At 50.7% G+C, this 17,124-nt stretch carries 17 protein-coding genes; 10 read left to right on the forward strand and 7 right to left on the reverse strand.

From position 1 onward, the window contains the following. Window positions 1-135: 135 nt before the first annotated feature. A complete protein-coding gene (locus tag PV02_RS01240) occupies window positions 136-2,052 on the reverse strand; it encodes a methyltransferase domain-containing protein (protein WP_256621548.1) in 1,917 nt (638 codons plus the stop codon). 168 nt (window positions 2,053-2,220) lie between these two features. After that, window positions 2,221-3,306 (reverse strand): DNA polymerase IV, encoded by a 1,086-nt coding sequence (gene dinB / locus PV02_RS01245; protein ID WP_256621549.1) that lies wholly within the window; start codon window positions 3,304-3,306, stop codon window positions 2,221-2,223. A gap of 114 nt (window positions 3,307-3,420) precedes the next feature. Between dinB and PV02_RS01250 the strand changes: the two genes are divergently transcribed. From PV02_RS01250 to dapB, 4 genes are all read left to right on the forward strand, one after another. After that, the gene (locus tag PV02_RS01250) at window positions 3,421-3,708 is read left to right on the forward strand and encodes a hypothetical protein (RefSeq protein WP_256621550.1); all 288 of its coding nucleotides are present in this window, start codon (window positions 3,421-3,423) and stop codon (window positions 3,706-3,708) included. A gap of 120 nt (window positions 3,709-3,828) precedes the next feature. Then, complete coding sequence (locus PV02_RS01255; protein ID WP_256621551.1) at window positions 3,829-4,023, forward strand: 30S ribosomal protein S17e; 195 nt, start codon at window positions 3,829-3,831, stop codon at window positions 4,021-4,023. Between the two features lie 19 nt (window positions 4,024-4,042). Continuing rightward, a complete protein-coding gene (gene dapA / locus PV02_RS01260; RefSeq protein ID WP_256621552.1) occupies window positions 4,043-4,918 on the forward strand; it encodes a 4-hydroxy-tetrahydrodipicolinate synthase in 876 nt (291 codons plus the stop codon). Next, window positions 4,915-5,706: a 4-hydroxy-tetrahydrodipicolinate reductase gene (gene dapB, locus PV02_RS01265; RefSeq protein ID WP_256621553.1), complete on the forward strand. Its 792-nt coding sequence runs from the start codon at window positions 4,915-4,917 to the stop codon at window positions 5,704-5,706. The genes dapA and dapB overlap by 4 nt, the downstream gene beginning before the upstream one ends. A gap of 239 nt (window positions 5,707-5,945) precedes the next feature. On the opposite strand, the gene pyrI is transcribed toward dapB, so the two are convergent. Together pyrI and pyrB are read right to left on the reverse strand one after the other, a co-directional pair. Further along, entirely contained in the window at window positions 5,946-6,410 is a 465-nt protein-coding gene (gene pyrI, locus PV02_RS01270) for an aspartate carbamoyltransferase regulatory subunit (RefSeq protein WP_256621555.1), read from the reverse strand. Further along, window positions 6,407-7,336 (reverse strand): aspartate carbamoyltransferase, encoded by a 930-nt coding sequence (gene pyrB / locus PV02_RS01275; RefSeq protein WP_256621557.1) that lies wholly within the window; start codon window positions 7,334-7,336, stop codon window positions 6,407-6,409. The genes pyrI and pyrB overlap by 4 nt, the downstream gene beginning before the upstream one ends. A 171-nt stretch (window positions 7,337-7,507) precedes the next feature. On the opposite strand from pyrB, the gene hxlA reads away from it, so the two are divergent. Together hxlA and PV02_RS01285 are read left to right on the forward strand one after the other, a co-directional pair. Further along, window positions 7,508-8,776, forward strand: a complete 1,269-nt coding sequence (gene hxlA, locus PV02_RS01280; protein ID WP_342765621.1) for a 3-hexulose-6-phosphate synthase — start codon at window positions 7,508-7,510, stop codon at window positions 8,774-8,776. Between the two features lie 28 nt (window positions 8,777-8,804). Then, window positions 8,805-9,566, forward strand: a complete 762-nt coding sequence (locus PV02_RS01285; protein ID WP_256621559.1) for an A24 family peptidase C-terminal domain-containing protein — start codon at window positions 8,805-8,807, stop codon at window positions 9,564-9,566. A gap of 26 nt (window positions 9,567-9,592) precedes the next feature. Here the strand turns inward: PV02_RS01285 and recQ are convergent, their stop codons facing one another. Continuing rightward, window positions 9,593-11,710, reverse strand: coding sequence for a DNA helicase RecQ (gene recQ, locus PV02_RS01290; protein ID WP_256621561.1), 2,118 nt, complete (start codon window positions 11,708-11,710; stop codon window positions 9,593-9,595). A 267-nt stretch (window positions 11,711-11,977) separates the two neighbouring features. On the opposite strand from recQ, the gene guaA reads away from it, so the two are divergent. Further along, the gene (gene guaA, locus PV02_RS01295; RefSeq protein ID WP_256621562.1) at window positions 11,978-12,895 is read left to right on the forward strand and encodes a glutamine-hydrolyzing GMP synthase; all 918 of its coding nucleotides are present in this window, start codon (window positions 11,978-11,980) and stop codon (window positions 12,893-12,895) included. After that, window positions 12,895-13,947, forward strand: a complete 1,053-nt coding sequence (locus tag PV02_RS01300; protein WP_256621563.1) for an archaeosine biosynthesis radical SAM protein RaSEA — start codon at window positions 12,895-12,897, stop codon at window positions 13,945-13,947. The genes guaA and PV02_RS01300 overlap by 1 nt, the downstream gene beginning before the upstream one ends. A 60-nt stretch (window positions 13,948-14,007) precedes the next feature. Here PV02_RS01300 and argB read toward each other — a convergent pair whose 3' ends face one another. Continuing rightward, window positions 14,008-14,892, reverse strand: coding sequence for an acetylglutamate kinase (argB, locus tag PV02_RS01305; RefSeq protein ID WP_256621564.1), 885 nt, complete (start codon window positions 14,890-14,892; stop codon window positions 14,008-14,010). Between the two features lie 161 nt (window positions 14,893-15,053). After that, entirely contained in the window at window positions 15,054-15,344 is a 291-nt protein-coding gene (locus PV02_RS01310; RefSeq protein WP_256621565.1) for a non-histone chromosomal MC1 family protein, read from the reverse strand. A 422-nt stretch (window positions 15,345-15,766) separates the two neighbouring features. Here PV02_RS01310 and mptA point away from each other — a divergent pair, with 422 nt between their 5' ends. Continuing rightward, on the forward strand, window positions 15,767-16,744 hold the full coding sequence (gene mptA / locus PV02_RS01315; protein WP_256621566.1) for a GTP cyclohydrolase MptA: 978 nt from the start codon (window positions 15,767-15,769) through the stop codon (window positions 16,742-16,744). A 60-nt stretch (window positions 16,745-16,804) separates the two neighbouring features. Further along, on the forward strand, window positions 16,805-17,119 hold the full coding sequence (locus PV02_RS01320; protein WP_256621567.1) for a DUF2098 domain-containing protein: 315 nt from the start codon (window positions 16,805-16,807) through the stop codon (window positions 17,117-17,119). Window positions 17,120-17,124: the final 5 nt, after the last annotated feature.

Raw genomic sequence — 17,124 nt, forward strand, 5'->3', positions numbered from 1 at the left:
CCCTTTACGGGCTGTGGTCACTGCAGTATCACGAATATTTGAGAAAAAAGGCCCATCCGTTAAAAAAAGTAAGCTTGGGAGCAGGCTCTGTCTGCGATCTCCCCGGCTTTTGATCTAAGCAAGAGCTGTGATTGATCACTTCTGTGAAGAAATTCTTTCATCAGCACTCTTGAGAATACTGAGCAGCATGTCCTCGTATGACATACCTGCAAGCTTTGCCATCTTGGCCAGGTGGCCGTCCCAGCACCATCCCGGGTTCGGGTTCACTTCCAGCAGCTTGGGATTACCTGCGGCATCCAGTCTCCAGTCAAGGCGGGTATAGTCCCTGCACTCCAGCCTGCTGATAAGCTTGAGGCTGCACTCTATGATCTTTTCCTCGGCATCCCTTGGAAGGTCTGCAGGAACCGATTTGATCTTCCAGTAAGGTGATTCCGGTATCCATTTGGCTTCATATCCGCACACCCTTGGCAGGTCTTCAGGAAGCTCGGAATAGTCTTCTTGGATGATAGGGAGCACATTATAACTTTCAGGCGGGTTGCCTATGATGCCTATGCTCAGGTCCTTTCCGGTAAGGAATTCCTCAATGAGTATCGGCTTGTCGTACCCCAGGCCCTCTCTAATATCATAGATGGCCCTGACAACCTCGTCATAGCTGTTGCATACGCTGTGCTGGTTGAGCCCGAAGCTGGAGTCACCGAAGTTCGGCTTCACGATGACAGGGAAGCCCATGGGCAGTTCGAACATGCTGTCCTCTGCCTTCACGACTATACCTTCAGGAACCGGGACTCCCAGGTCCTTTGCAATTCCTCTCACAAGCGCCTTGTCATAGCAGAAGGCAAGGCACTGCGGTCCTGAGCCTGTGTAGGGAATACCAAGCATCTCCAGCAGTGCAGGCACATGTAATTCTCTCCTGGGGTCGTTGCTGTAGCCCTCATCACACAGGTTGAATACGAAATCCACCTTGCCTTTAAGTTTTGCAAGGTCGGAGATCAGTGTGTCGTGGTTGTTCAGGTATTTGAAAGAATAACCTTCGGCCGACTGGATGCTTCCCTTGAGCTGGTCGATGGTATACAGGTCGTCGTCGTCAAAGACCCCGCAGGGTTTCAGCTCATCCCTCTTCTTTGGATCGCCGAACACGACCACAACGTTCTTTTCAACGTCCTTTGCCTTCTTTTTCTTCGGCGTCCATTCCTTCTTGAGAGATGCGGTGACGAAAATGCGCCTTTCCATCATACCCAGGTCCTGGTTTCTCAGGGTCTCCGACTTAACGAAATCCACGATCTCGACATCGGTAAATTCCGCTTTCTTCAGAAGTTCCACAAGGCCCTCACTGGTGTACAGGCGCTCTGCGTAGAACTGGTCTGCAATAACGCCTGATGTTTCATTGACAATAACCTCTCTGGATATCAGTTTCTGTCCGTCTGTCGATATGGAGCGCTCCCGGCATACGAAGTTGTGCTTGTCTATCCATTCCCATGATCTTGGCTGATAATTCTCCTTCAGGTAGGAACCGTCAGCAACGTCGAGCAGGACCTTTCCCCAGGGTTTGAGTATCCTCTTAACTTCTTTCAGTACCCTCAGGTCCTCCTCCGATGTTTCGAAATAGCCAAAACTGTTGCCAAGGAGCATTACTGCATCAAAGGTGTCTGTGGCATAGGGGGTTTTCCTGGCATCCCCTTCCCTGAACTTGACACCAAGCCCTTCCTTCTTTGCAGTGGCCTTTGCCCTCTGGATAAGATAGTGGGACCTGTCGAGTCCTTCCACATTCTTTACACCTCTTCTTGCAAGCTCCAGCGCATGCCTTCCCTGCCCGCAGCACAGGTCAAGCACGTGGCTCTCCGGCGTCAGCTTGAGAATATTATGAAAAGTGTCTATTTCCTGCCTGGTGATGGAAGCATCGTCCACGATGTCCGCATCGGTCTTCAGGTAAAGGGAATTGAATATTTTTTTCCACCAGTCAGGATTCACATGTTCTTCGAGATGTGAGACAGGCCCGAGTGTCTTGGGCCTGTTTTTACACTTATTGTGGTAGTTTCTGGCTTTATTTTTCATCAGGTATTTCCCTCTGAATTGTGAACTGTATCAGTCGATACATTTAAACTGGAAATACGAATCCTAAGAATAAAAATCTATGTTCACAAAGGAATTTTTCAGGATGCTGCATATTTTATATTACATGGAATTTAAATATCTGCAAAAACCACTGGGAAAAAACCGGCATCAGAAGTCAGTGAGAAAAGTCTGCCTTTCATCTATCCTGTCGAGCTTGCTAACTCCCACTCCCAGCAGCCTGAACCTGCCGCATCCCATGAATTCCTCCATAAGCTCGATAGCTACCTTTGCTATGGATTCCCTGTCATTGGTAGCTGCATGCAGTGTCCTGGCGCGGGTATAGGTCCTGAAGTCTTCAAAACGCACCCTGATACTGACCGTCCTGAACCTGAACCTCTTTTTTTCAAGGTCGGTATGCACCTTTACGGCAAGTTCGCGCAGGACCTTTTCTATGATCGCAGGATTGGAGATATCCTCATCAAAGGTATCCTCGGTGCTGATGGATTTTACTTCCTCTCTCTCCTTTACCTCCCTCAGGTCAATACCGTTGGCAAGCTGGTTCATTACAATGCCATATCTTCCAAAGCGGGATATGAGGAACTGCACGTCTGCACCGGCAAGCTGCCCGACTGTCTCTATGCCAATCTCCTTCAGCAAAGGTTCTGTCTTCTTACCGATACCGGGTATCCTTGACACAGAAAGAGGGTGCAGGAAACTTCTGACTTCTTCTGGCCTCACCACGGTCAGACCATCGGGCTTGTTCATGTCGGAAGCTATCTTGGCTATGACCTTGTTGGGTGCGACACCCACCGAGCAGCTCAGTCCCTGCCTGCGCATCACCTCGTTCTTGATCTTCCGTGCAAGCAGGGTGGCTGACAGGTAATCCTCTATGCTGTCGCCCACATCCAGATAGGCTTCATCGACGCTGACCTGCTGGAACCTGTCCGCAAACATGCGCAGCACTTTCATGATCCTGTCCGAGGTTTCCTTGTATAGCTGCATATTCACAGGCAGGTAGACCGCTTCGGGGCAGAGTCTATACGCCCTGGATATGGGCATTGCGGAGTGGATGCCAAACTTCCTGGCCTCATACGAACAGGTACTGACAACCCCTCTCCCTTTCCCTCCCTTTGGATCGGAACCCACCACAACAGGCAAACCCCTGAGTTCGGGGCGCTCCCTTACCTCCACGGAAGAATAGAAGCTATCCATGTCCACATGCATTGTTATCCTGCTGCGCGATGGGCCGTTCATTTACCTGTTTTTATATAATAACTACTTTAATTAAATTATGGCTAGCGTCCTGAAAGTGTTTGTCTTTCAGGGTCCGAAATATTATTAAGGCTTTAACTGAGTTTCAGGTGAATAATGTACATATATATTGCAATGTCTGCTTATCTGGTCGTTCTCTTCCTGACCCTGCGCGATATCCGCATATACAGGCGCACAGGCCTGGCGTCTTACAGGAAAGGGGCCTTTAAAGGCCTTATAGCTTCAACTGTGGTGCTTGCGGGTACCCTGCTTACCCCCGCACTGCCTGAACCGGGGCTACTTATAGTTTTTATCGGGCTCTTCATAAACCGTAAAGGTATCCGGGAAAAGGTGTTCAGGGACGCAGGTACCATGGACAGGCTGCTTGGCAAGACCGACATCTAACTAAGGTTTAAGGTCAACTCCGGCAATCCAAAAGGTATAAATGTAAGTGTATTTATTATAAGCCGTTACAACTTATTGTCATAAAGTTTACAGTTTCATCACTACCAATGGAGAATCATCATGGGAAATATAAGACAGAACAATATCAAGACTATCTCACTCCGCTTAATTGACAAGTATGGCGACTCCTTTACAGGGGACTTCGACGCAAACAAGCTCCTTGTAACAAAGTACACCACCATCGAGAGCAAGGTTATCAGGAACCGTGTTGCAGGTTACGTAACAAGAAAGATCACACACAAGCCCAAAGAGTAAGCCTTTGAAGGGATGCCCCATGTTCGAAGGAGTTCTACCTGCGCTTGTAACCCCCTTCACAAAGGACAATAAGATCGACTGCGAAAGTTTCAGGAAGATCGTCTCCTTTGTGGAAGAAGGCGGTGTTTCAGGCATCGTGGCCTGTGGCACGACCGGTGAATCGGCAACCCTCTCAATGGCGGAACATAAGCAGCTCATTGACCTTTCCATTGACTGCGCCAATGTTCCGGTTGTAGCCGGAACGGGTTCCAATAACACGGTGGAAGCGATAGAACTTACGAAACATGCGGCTGATGCAGGGGCTGATGCAGCTCTTGTGATTTCTCCCTATTATAACAAGTCCAACAGGGCAGGGCTTCTTGCTCATTTTAAGTCCATAGCGGACTCTGCTGACATCCCTATCATTTTGTATAACGTACCTTCCCGCACCGGGCAGGATATTTCCGCAGAGCTCATCGCCGAGCTTGCAAAGGTGGGCAATATCGTGGCTGTCAAGGAGGCAAGCGGAAGCGTTGAGAAAGTCTCCCGTATCCTTGAACTTACCGCAGATGAGGATTTTGATGTCCTTTCCGGTGAGGATGGCCTGACACTCCCAATACTATCTGTGGGCGGCGTGGGTGTCATCTCAGTTGTCGCGAACGTGGTGCCCGGTATGATGGTAAGGCTCGTGGACGCAGCCTGTAAGGGCGACCTGAGGACTGCGAGGGAAATGCATTTCAAGATGGCTCCCCTCACGCGCGCTCTGTTCTCCGAGACAAACCCCATACCTGTCAAGCGTGCCATGGAACTCATGGGACTCTCAAGAGGCGATCTCAGGCTCCCGCTGGCACCGCTCAGCGAAGAGAATGACAGGATACTGAAAAGCACACTTCGTGAACTCGGGTGCATAGCATGATCAAAGTAGCAGTCACAGGCGCTTCAGGAAAGATGGGCAAGCTCATTCTTTCCAATATCCTCAGATTTGAGGATCTTAAGCTTTCAGCAGCTTTTGACTTGGTCAATATAGGAATGGACGTGGGAGAGGTTGCCCAGCTAGGCACACTGAACGTCCCGATCTCCGATATAAAGGACCTGGAATCCGTACTGAAGTCTTCAGGCACGGACGTACTGATCGATTTCACAATCGCCCAGGCAACCATCGTCAATGCTCCAAGGGCTGCAGCATGCGGTGTCAGTCTTGTCATCGGTACCACCGGTCTGAGCGATGAGCAGAAAGCAACCATAAACGATGCAATCCTGAAGAACAATGTTGCAGGCATCATATCTCCCAACTACTCTGTAGGTGTCAGTGTCTTCTTCCGGATATTGAAGGAGGCAGCCAAGTATCTGGGGGAGATGGATGTGGAGATCATCGAAGCCCATCACAACCAGAAAAAAGACGCTCCAAGCGGCACTGCGCTCAAGGCTGCTGACGTTATCAGCGAGGTCCTTGGCGGCAGGGAATATGTTTACGGCCGCGAGGGAATAGCCCCAAGAGGCAGGGAAATAGGTATTCATGCCGTGCGCGGCGGGGATATCGTGGGTGACCACACAGTGCTTTTCGCAGGCGATGGCGAGAGGATCGAGATAAAACACCAGGCTCATTCCCGTCAGGCTTTTGCAGGCGGTGCGGTGAAAGCGGCTCTCTGGATAGGCAGTGCGAAACCCGGTGTCTATACCATGGAAGACATCCTCGGATTGTAAAAGCCGGTTTTCTTTCCTTTTTTGCTGTCTGACAAGTGTGTTTAAAAACAACGCACTTTATATTCATCTTTTATTAATATAGTTATTATATATTCTCATAAATGCTTACAAACCATAGCATTTTGCATAGATTAAAATTATATATTTAGTATTATATATAGCCTCATGTAGAAGCTGACTCCACATCAGACTCTGCCTATATTGATACCTCCAAATCCTGTTTCTATTTATTTTATCAATTACAGCAAGTGTTTTGCAATATCCTCGGAGATTGACCTTCCGCAATATGTGCATCTCAGTCTCAGGCTCTCCTCTACAGAAACATCGAACTTGGAAGTAACCGGCTCATTGCTGTTCGATATGCAATTTGGGTTCACGCATCTGACAACACCTTCCACAAAGGTCGGGATATGCACTTTCTTTTTCTGGGAAACATTGAAGTTGCGGATGATGTTGATAGTGGCATTGGGTGCTATCAGGGCTATCTTGTCCACTTCACGGACGTTCAGCTCCCTGTTCTCTATCTTGACAACGTCCTTGATGCCGAACTTACCGGGCGAGTTCAGGAGCACGCTCACAACACCCTGTGAGGAGTCCGGGATGCCAAGGATCTTTAGCACATTGAGGGCCTGGCCCGCATTAATGTGATCTATCACAGTGCCGTTCTCTATCCTCTTGACCCTTAGTTCCTGCTCTTCGTTCATATCTCGATCGCCCCCAATACGAGTGCAAGCAGCGCCATCCTGACAGGCACTCCGTAGAAAGCCTGCTTGAAATAGCATGCATGTTGTGTTTCGTCCACTCCTGTGTCTATCTCGTTGACCCTGGGGAGCGGGTGCATTATCCTGAGTTCCGGCCTGGCATCTGTCAGCAGTTCCGGCGTGATTTTCAACCTGTTGGCTACCTTCTCGTACTCGGCGGGATCGGGGAACCTTTCTTTCTGGATGCGGGTCATATATATCACATCGACCTCGTTGATGGCATCCTCTATGGTATCAGTTTCTGTGACCTTTGCGCCCCTTTTCTCAAGGTCGCTTATTATCTCCTCGGGCATCCTGAGCTCCCTTGGTGATATCAGGGTGATCTCCGCACCGTAAAGGGATAGCGCATAGCACAGTGAGTGGACGGTCCTGCCGTATTTCAGGTCTCCTGCAAGCGCGATCTTGAGCCCCTCGAGGCGGCTTTCCCTCTTGATGGTGTACAGGTCGAGCAGGGTCTGGGTCGGATGGTGGCCTGCCCCGTCGCCTGCATTCAGTATGGGGATAGTGGAGAACTCTGCTGCAAGCTGTGCGGCTCCTTCCTTTGGATGCCTGAGCACAATAGCATCAGCATAACCGTCCACGACCCTTATTGTATCTGCAAGTGTCTCTCCCTTTGCGATAGAGCTGGCATCCACAGATCCCAGGTTGAGCACATCCCCTCCCAGACGGTACATTGCCGTTTCAAAGGACATGCGTGTCCTTGTGCTGGGCTCAAAGAAAAGCACTGCCAGGATCTTGCCTGTGAGCAGGCCGGACCTCTGTTTGCCAAGAGCTATCGGCTCCATTCTTTCTGCTGTCTCCAGGATGCTGTCGATCATGTCCCTGGAGAACGATGTCATTGAGATGATGTGGTGGCCCTTAAATTTCATCGGGTAATAAAGGAATTACATGAGATAAATGTTTACTGATGGGAACACTCCCGTGTAGTTCCAGAAGGGCCTTTCTTTTATCTTCCGGATTATTTACCAAGATTAGATTTATAGGTTCTAAAGTATTTACTAGTACAGAAAATAAATGAAGGTGATCTTATCAGACCCATAATCCAGGTTGCACTCGATCTCCTGGAAACTGACCGTGCCATCCGGATAGCCACAGAGGCTCTGGAAGGGGGCGCGGACTGGATAGAGGCAGGCACCCCTCTGATCAAAAGCGATGGAATGGATGCCATAAGAAGGCTCAAAACAGCATTCCCCGAAAGGACTCTGGTGGCCGACATGAAGATAGCCGACACCGGAGCCATGGAAGTGGAGATGGCGGCAAAAGCGGGTGCGGATATTGTGGTTGTTCTCGGAAGTGCTGATGATTCCACAGTACTTGAGGCTGTAAGGGCTGCAAAGAAATACGGTGTCAGGATCATGGCCGACCTGATCTCGTCACCGGAGCCCGTATCCCGTTCAAAGGAGCTTGAGCGGATGGGTGTTGACTACATAAACGTCCATGCCGGTATCGATCAGCAGATGACTGGCCGTGACTCGCTCACCATTATGAAGGAAGTCGTGAAGGAGGTGAGTATCCCTGTTGCGGTTGCAGGAGGTCTTGATGCATCCTCGTGCGCATGGGCAGTGAATGCCGGCGCCAGGATAGTGATCGTGGGAGGCAACATCGTCCGCTCATCGGATGTGATCTCTTCTGCCAGGGCTGTAAGGACCAGCATTGATGCGCCTTGCAGTATATCTGACTCAGGAAAAAGCCGCAAGGATGAGATACGGGACATCTTCATGTCTGTCTCCACTCCTAACATATCCGACGCCATGCATCGCAAGGGTGCCATGCAGGACATCTTTCCCATGCTGAGTGGAAAGAAAATGGTGGGTACCGCAGTCACGGTCCAGACCTTCAGAGGTGACTGGGCAAAGCCTGTTGAGGCTATTGATGTGGCTGGCAGGGGTGATGTCATAGTGATATACAACGGCAGCAGGCATATTGCTCCTTGGGGCGGCCTTGCCACCCAGAGCTGCCTGGGCAAGGGAATCGCGGGCGTGGTGGTTGACGGGGCCGTGCGGGACATTGACGATATCAGGAAAATGGACCTTCCCGTGTTTGCCACATGCCATGTCCCCAACGCAGGGGAACCCAAGGGTTTTGGCGAGATAAACTCTGAGATCGTATGCGGTAACCAGGCAGTAAGGCCCGGCGACTATATTGTGGGAGACGACAACGGTGTCGTTGTCATCCCCCGGGAGCGCGCCTATGAGATAGCAAGGCGTGCAAAGGAAGTTGAAAAGACCGAGCAACGCCTGTCCGAGGAGATAAGGAGAGGAGCCACCTTATCCGAGGTCATGCAGCTGAAAAAATGGGAAAAACATTGAAAGACCTTGTAAAACGGAGATACCGCGAATGATGGAACTGCTTAAAGTGCTTGCCTGCATGCCTTTTTTACTCTACGCCTGCTACTCCGACATAAAGAGCCGCAGGGTCGTGAACGAGGTATGGGTGGCGATGTTTGGTGTATGCTATGTGTTCATCCTCTACGACTTCATGACACTCGGGATGCCGTACCTTATCAGGAACTTGCTGACATTTGCGCTGATCTACCTTTTCGTGTACGTCCTCTTCTATTTCGGGGCCTTTGGTGGTGCCGACGCCAAGGCGCTCATGGTGATCTCGCTCATTGTGCCGACCTTCCCTGCTATCACCATAGCCGGCGCCAGCCTGCCTATTCAGGGGACTCCCCTCTTCGACATTTTCGCATTCAGTGTCTTCGGTAACTCCATCATACTCACAGTAGTGGTTCCCATAGGGCTTTTCATTTACAATCTACTCCATAACCCTCTGAGGGAATCGCTTAGAAAACCATTATACATGTTCATCGGCTACAGGACCTCTGTATCCGGACTTGGTAAAAGTCACATACGCATGATTGAATCCTACAAGGACACACCTAATGGCGTTAAGTTCAGCTTGGCAAGGTCCGGCACCGAGCTGACATCCGACGTTATTGCCCAGCTCAGGGGACACGTCAGGGCAGGCAGGATGGAGGACAGCGTGTGGGTAACGCCGGGCCTTCCGTTCATGATACCAATTACTGCCGGATTCATCACTGCGGTGGTGTTCGGGGACCTGATATTCTATCTGACCATACAGTTCCTGATGATGTGAACAAGTTCGGGCCGCATGGATTGCGATCAGGGTTCATTTTCCCTGTTCATCATCTCCGCCCACACTTCCCTTATCTCCTCTTCCGAGAAGGAATCTCCCAGCTTGGCTCTTGCCAGGATGACCATTTCCCTTTCAAGCCCGCTGATGGTCCTCAGGATGGTCTCGCGCTTTGATCCGGGTTTGCCGTCCCCCTTGTCCTTTGTCGGCATCTCCGGAGCCACGAGGTCCTGCATGGTCTTTTTCTTAAGTGGTGAATGGGCCTTTTCTTCTGGAGTCTTGGGAGAGCCACCGTTCTGCTCCTCGTAGTACTTGCTGATCTCCCTGAGGAAAATGTCCCCGTACTTTTTCAGCTTATACTCGCCCACGCCTGTTATCCTGAGCATCTCTTCCTTGGTGGAGGGCTTTTTTGCAGCCATCTGCTTGAGGCTTGTGTCCGCGAACACGATGTAGGGCGGGACATCCTGAAGCTCGGCCATTTCCTTCCTGAGGTTCTTGAGCCGCTCGAAAAGCTTGCTGTCACCGCTCTGCGCAGCTTTTCTGGGTGGGGCAGCTGGTGGCTTCATTGGCCTGACAGGTATGTCCGGCTCATATATCTCCTCGTCCTCCGGACCCTGCGTGTCAGGGAACTCCAGTGCAGCTGTCCTTGTGAGGGTTACAGTCCTCGAGCCCTGCATCACTTCCCTGCTGGCCCTGGTAAGTTTCAGAAGAGGGTACCTGCTACCCTCTACAGAGAATATGCCCTGCTGCACCATCTCCCGTGCGATGTCAAGCCATTCTGATCGGTGGAGGCGGCATCCGGAATTGTAAGTCTCGAGTTTCTCATGCTTCTTTTCCTTGATCTTCTTCGTGTTGGCGCCGCACACCACATCGATAACATGGTTCATGCCGTAGCGTTCGCCAAGCTCGTCCACGCAGTTGATAAGCAGTTTTGCCTTATCGGTCCCGTCGACCTTCTCTTTGGGGCGCAGGCAGGCATCGCATCCTCCGCAGTTATCTGTTTCCAGTTCCTCGCCGAAGTATCTCAGGAGCGTCTTCCTGCGGCACGTAGTGCCCACGCAGTAGTTCACCATGTCCTGAAGCTGTTTCAGGGCAATGTCCCTTTCCTCTTTCTTTCCTTTCTGCTTGATGAAATACTCTATGCGATACCTGTCGCCATGGCTGAAGAAAAGGATGCATTCGCATTCAAGCCCATCCCTGCCTCCCCTTCCGGTTTCCTGGTAGTATCCCTCCAGGTTCTTCGGAAGATCGTAGTGGATGACAAAGCGCACGTTGGGCTTATCGATACCCATGCCGAAGGCAATGGTGGCAACAATTATGTCTGCATCGTCCTTGATGAAGGCTTCCTGGTTGATCTCGCGCTGGGTATCGCTCAGCCCTGCGTGATAGGGTAGTGCGTTGAAGCCGTCCCTCCTGAGCTTTGCAGCGATGGTGTCCACGTTCTTGCGGCTCTGGCAGTAGATTATGCCGCTCCTTCCCCTGTTCTTCCTTAGGTACTGGAGCACCTGGTCATAGGTTTCCTTTTTTGGCCTTATCTCATAGAGGAGGTTATGCCGGTTGAAGCTTGCCACATAGGTCTTACAGCCTTTCAGTCCCAGCTGGGAGAGGGTATCCTCCCTGACCTTCGGGGTTGCTGTGGCCGTCAGGGCAATTATCGGGACCTTCGGGAACTTCTGCTTGAGCATGCTCAGCTTGCGGTACTCGGGTCTGAAATCGTGCCCCCATTCGGATATGCAGTGGCTCTCGTCAATTGCGAACAGGCTTATGTTCGCCTTCGCGATCAAAGCCAATGTGCTGGACATCGTAAGCCGCTCGGGTGCGACATAGAGTATCCTGATATCGTTCGAGACAATATCATCACAGACCCGCCTGGACTCGGTATAGCTCTGGGTGCTGTTAAGGAATGCCGCATTGATACCATTGGCCTTGAGGCTGTCCACCTGGTCCTTCATAAGGGATATCAGAGGCGATACAACAACGGTCAGTCCATCCAGAAGCAGCGCAGGCAATTGGTAACAAAGGGATTTCCCGCCTCCTGTGGGCATGAGAACGAAGGTATCCTTCCCGTCTAGCACGTCCTGGACTATTTCTTTCTGAAGGGGGCGGAACTCAGAATATCCGAAGTACTTCTGAAGGGTTTGATACATTTTACGACCGCTGCTGTTTTGTTATTTGCCTGTTATCCAATCATTCGTTCATGCCTGTTCATGTCAGTCTGATGTTTATTTTGTTTGACCCCTATGCTGCCGGCATATATAACTTGCTTGTAAGCGGAGTGTAAGTATTGACTGCGCATTAAGCATTAATAGCAGATGTCCGTTAAAGTGTCTTCAAAAAGGGAGCATTAATAAGCACAAACTTATATCCCTAGAGTAAAATCTGAGGAATAAATCCTATTTTCGGAGTTCACATTCATGGTAAAAGTTGATAAATTCATTCCTAAGGCAATTGAAAAGATGCAGCAGCAGATCACTGACGGCAGGGCCATAATAGCCCTTTCCGGAGGTGTTGACAGCTCTGTATGTGCCGTCCTGGCCCACCGTGCCATAGGTGACAGGCTGACGCCTATCTATATAGACACGGGCCTTATGAGAAAAGGAGAGACAGAGCGGATAAAGGAAATATTCTGCGACATGAATCTCGTGGTCGTCGATGCCAAGGACCGCTTCCTTGGAGCCCTGAAGGGAATCACGGATCCCGAGGAGAAACGCAAGGCGGTAGGTGAGACTTTCATCCGCGTCTTCGAAACGGAAGCAAAGACACTGAAGGCCGATTACCTTATCCAGGGCACCATATACCCTGACAGGATAGAGTCGGAGGGAGGTATCAAGTCCCATCACAACGTAGGCGGCCTTCCGTCCGTAATGGACTTCAAGGCAATAGTCGAGCCGGTTGAGGATCTGTACAAGGATGAGGTCCGTGAGGTCGCACGCGCTCTGGGCCTGCCCCATGAGATCTCCGAGAGGATGCCTTTCCCGGGCCCGGGACTGTCCGTCAGGATAGTAGGCGAGGTCACCGAGGAGCTTGTGAACATTGTCAGGGAGGCGAATGCAATAGTAGAGGACGAGCTTGTAGAGGCTTTCCATCCATGGCAGACCTTCGCAGCCATTATCGGCAAGGGTACCGGCGTCAAGGGTGATGTGAGGGTCCACGGCTGGATAGTTGCCGTAAGGGCTGTGGGTTCAAGGGACGGCATGACCGCAGAGGCGCTGGAGCTGCCCTGGCCTGTCCTGAACAGGATCGAATCCCGCATATCGGCATCCCTGCCCACTGTTGCAAGGGTCGTTTATGATCTCACCCCCAAGCCACCGGCTACCATTGAGTTCGAGTAATGTCATCAGATAAGTCACTCAATACCCTGGTCCTCGACATCAGGAACAGGCAGAAATCCAAGCCAGGGTCTCTTGATGAGCCCTGTGCAATGTGGACGGGGAGCGACCTGGTCGATGGGAAGAAGCTTGACACCCTTACCATAATCTTCAGGACATCAGGCTGCTGGTGGGGTAAGGCCGGGGGCTGCACCATGTGCGGCTACGTATACGATAGTGCACAGGTCTCTCCCTCGGACGAGGATCTGTTCGCCCAGCTCGGGAAAGCCATGAGGAAGGCATCAGGCTTTGAAGAGTTCATGGTGAAGATATTCACCTCCGGCAGCTTCCTGGATACCCGGGAGATACCCCTGGAAGTAAGACACAGGATACTGGGCGAGCTTGAAAGCGATTCAAGGGTCGTAAAAGTTCTGGTGGAGACCAGGCCGGAATTCGTCAGAGAGGAAACGATAGCCGATTGCCGCAACTCCATGAAAGGCAAGCCATTTGAGATAGCTGTGGGCCTGGAAACGACTTCGGATATCATCCGCAAGCATTCCATTAACAAGGGTTTCACATTCGAGGACTTCAAAAGGGCGGCCACCATAGCCAGGAACAGCGGGGCCACAGTAAAGGCTTACCTTATGCTCAAGCCTCCTTTCATCTCAGAGAAAGAAGCCCTGGATGACATGGTCAACTCCATGAGGGAAGCTGCGGCATACGCTGACACTTTCTCCATCAACCTGTGCAATATACAGAACGGCACATTTGTGGAGAATCTCTGGCAGAAGGGCCAGTATCGCCCTCCGTGGCTCTGGAGTATTGTTGAGATACTTAAGAAGGCCAAAGAGGAGTTCCCTGACAAGGTCATCACCTCCGATCCTGTCGGCGCAGGCTCCAGGCGCGGTCCGCATAACTGCAAGGAATGCAGCCGCGAGGTGGCGGATGCCATAAGGCTTTTCTCGCTGACCCAGGATGTGTCCTGTCTGGATGTGCCCCAATGCGACTGCATGAGCCTCTGGGAATCAGTGCTGGAACTGGATGGGCACACATTCGGTGCGCCTATAACAGACTGACCCGAAGGAAAAAATATTGGGTGGACAGGCGGCAGGATATGTTCCTGCTCCTTTCCTTTCTCAGTCCTTGCAGACCATCGTGCCTATTCCGGAGTCAGTGAACAGCTCAAGCAGTACTGAATGCGAGACGCTGCCATCGATGATGTGCACGTTCTCAACACCACTCTCGACTGCTGTGGCAGCACCCTTCATCTTGGGAATCATGCCGCCTGAGATGACGCCTTCCCTGATGAGCTGATCCACGCCATCAAGGGTAACCCTTGAGATCCGGGAGGACTTATCACTGCGGTCCTTAAGTACCCCGGGCACGTCAGTCATCAGGATTAGCTTCTTGGCCCTGAGGGCTGCTGCGATATCGCCAGCGATAGTGTCGGCATTCAGGTTGAGGGCCTTGCCGTTGACATCCATGGCAATAGGGGATATTACCGGTATGTAGCCTTCCCTTGTGACAATGTTAAGGATCTCGGTGTTGATCACTTCGGTATCGCCCACCCATCCCAGATCGACCTCGTGCTCCACGTTCTCTATCATTACTTTCTGGAAGGGCTTTTTCTTGGCTATGATCATTTTTCCATCTTTTCCGGACAGGCCTATGCCCTTGCCACCATGCCTGCCTATGAGCGAAACGATTTCCGTGTTGATGTTGCCGACAAGCACCATTCTTGCAATTTCCAGTGTCTCGTCATCGGTAATGCGCAGCCCGCCTACAAATTCGGGCTTCTTGCCCATGCGCTCCATCTTTTCGGTAATCTCCGGTCCTCCGCCATGAACAATGATAGGGTGGATCCCCACGAATCTCAGCAACACGATATCCTGCACGATGTCGCTCATCACCTGCGGGTTGACCATTGCATGCCCGCCGACCTTGATTACCATCACTGACCCGTAGAACTCCCTTATGTAAGGAAGAGCCTCTATCAGCACGTTCTCTCGTTTAAGTGTCATATTATTACCTGTGTATTACATGCACTGCTGCAGGATAGGAAACATTACTGTCCGGTATCCGTAAATGATATTAGAGATACTGAAACGATTTAAAACTTATTTAACAAAGCACGTAAGGTGCCGCAGAAAAAAGGAAACCCATGGAAAATGGGTTTGGATGTTCAGATCTTTTCCAGCTTGTCAATGCCGACTTTCTTTACGAATGGCTTGTTGATCTTGTCCGGCATCCAGTCCGGCTTGTTCTTTGGTGCCTCGACCATCTCTCTCCAGCCCTTGAAAACGTGGATCTTCTTTGTTCCGCGCTCACGAAGCCTGATCTCTTCCGGCTTTGTCTTTGTTCCCTTTCCGCGGTTAGCAACCTTCAGTGCAGCCTGACGTGGCTGTTTTCCGGTGAATACTCCATGTTCGTTTCCCTTCTTGTCTCTTAACACAAAATTTCTTGTTTCAGACATATTGTCACCTCGTAATCAATATATGATTACCACTGCTAATCGTATTTAGTGTATGAAGTATATATATTTTTCTTTTAATGTCGCCCTTTGTTTCTGTTTTAGCTCAATGTGGCGATTTTTGGTAACGGAAAATGCTGAAATAGCGGGTATTTCAGAATTTTTTAGCGGTGTGTCGATTTTGTCTGTGGCCTATCCCGCACCAAGACAATTTTACTTGTTTTATTGCTGCATTTGTTATCCAGTAGCCGGAGGGCGATACAGCCAAATAGGCAATATTTTTAGAAAATCTGCTCTATAATTTTCAAACTAATTAAATCGTGGATGCTATTAACACAACATTTACATGTAATGAGTCCATTTCAGGAGGGTATCTACAATATTACTGAACACAGTTCAATTTCTATTCTTATTGAGGTAATATCATGGAAGTTCCAGTCGTCAAACTACCGGACATACAGGCAAACAGGCCACAGATACCGATTAACCTTACACGAGTAGGTGTCACCAACGTAAAGAAACTTGTGGAGGTCAAGAGAAAGGAAAGACGCCCTATCGTCCTGATAGCTACGTTTGACATTTTTGTGGACCTTCCCTCACACCTGAAGGGCGCCAACCTCTCGCGCAACTTCGAAGCAGTGGACGAAGTACTCGAGAAGGCAGTCAATATGCCTGTATATGAGATCGAGCAGCTATGCAGCGATGTCGCCCAGAGCCTGCTGAACCGCCACGAGTATGCCACCCGTGCAGAGGTCATCCTCAAGAGCGAATACGTGGTAAAAAGAGAATCCCCCTCCACCAAAATGGAATGCCAGGAGGTCGTGGAGATCTTTGCCGAAGCTATTGCCATGCGTGAGGATGAGGAGAACATGGTTGTCAAGAAACTCATAGGTGCCGAGGTTGTCGGCATGACCGCCTGCCCCTGCGCACAGGAGATCATGAGGGACAACGCGCGCAAGGAGCTTGAGGCCATAGGGATAGAAGATATCAAGATCGCTGAGTTCCTGCACAGGGTGCCCATGGCAACCCATAACCAGCGCGGCCGCGGGATAATCTCTATCGAGGTGGAAGGAAGCAAGTTCGTATCCCTGGACAAGATCATCGAGATCATTGAGAGGTCCATGAGCTCCAGTGTTTTCGAGCTTCTCAAGCGTTCGGACGAGGCCATGGTAGTCCAAAGGGCTCACAACAACCCGAAGTTCGTTGAGGACTGCGTGCGCACAATGGCCAAGAATGTTGTCAAGGACTTCCCTCTCCTGCCCGATGAAGCAGTTGTGACGATCAAGCAGATCAACGAGGAAAGCATACACAGGCACAATGCTTTTGCCGAAAGGGTCGCGACCCTCGGGGAACTCCGCAGTGAGATCTCCCAGGAGTACATCACAGATATCGTTAAGCATTAATGCTGTGACCACGTACTTTACATGGTCGCAAGTTAAAAATAAGCAAAAGGAAGTCATCACTTGGCCGAAGAGCAATCCCTGGAAGCCCTGGACATCAATGGGGATCCCATAAATGCCGGAAGAGCTGTAAGATACCTGAATACCGGCACCACCGGAAGGGTGCTGGATGTCAGGAAAGATGATGAAGGGACCTGGGCACAGATAGACACAACGGGCCTTTATTACAGAGTCGACTTCCTTGTTATAATTGATCCAAGCGAGCTTAAAGAGAAGAAAGAGACTGAGAAATCAGTGGACGCCGAGGAACTTGCACGGCGCTATTCACAGAGGGGCCCGCAGAACGTTGACATAGGGCAGGTCACCGGCGGCGGATAAGGCGC

The organism is Methanolobus chelungpuianus, assembly GCF_024500045.1.
Lineage (GTDB): Archaea > Halobacteriota > Methanosarcinia > Methanosarcinales > Methanosarcinaceae > Methanolobus > Methanolobus chelungpuianus.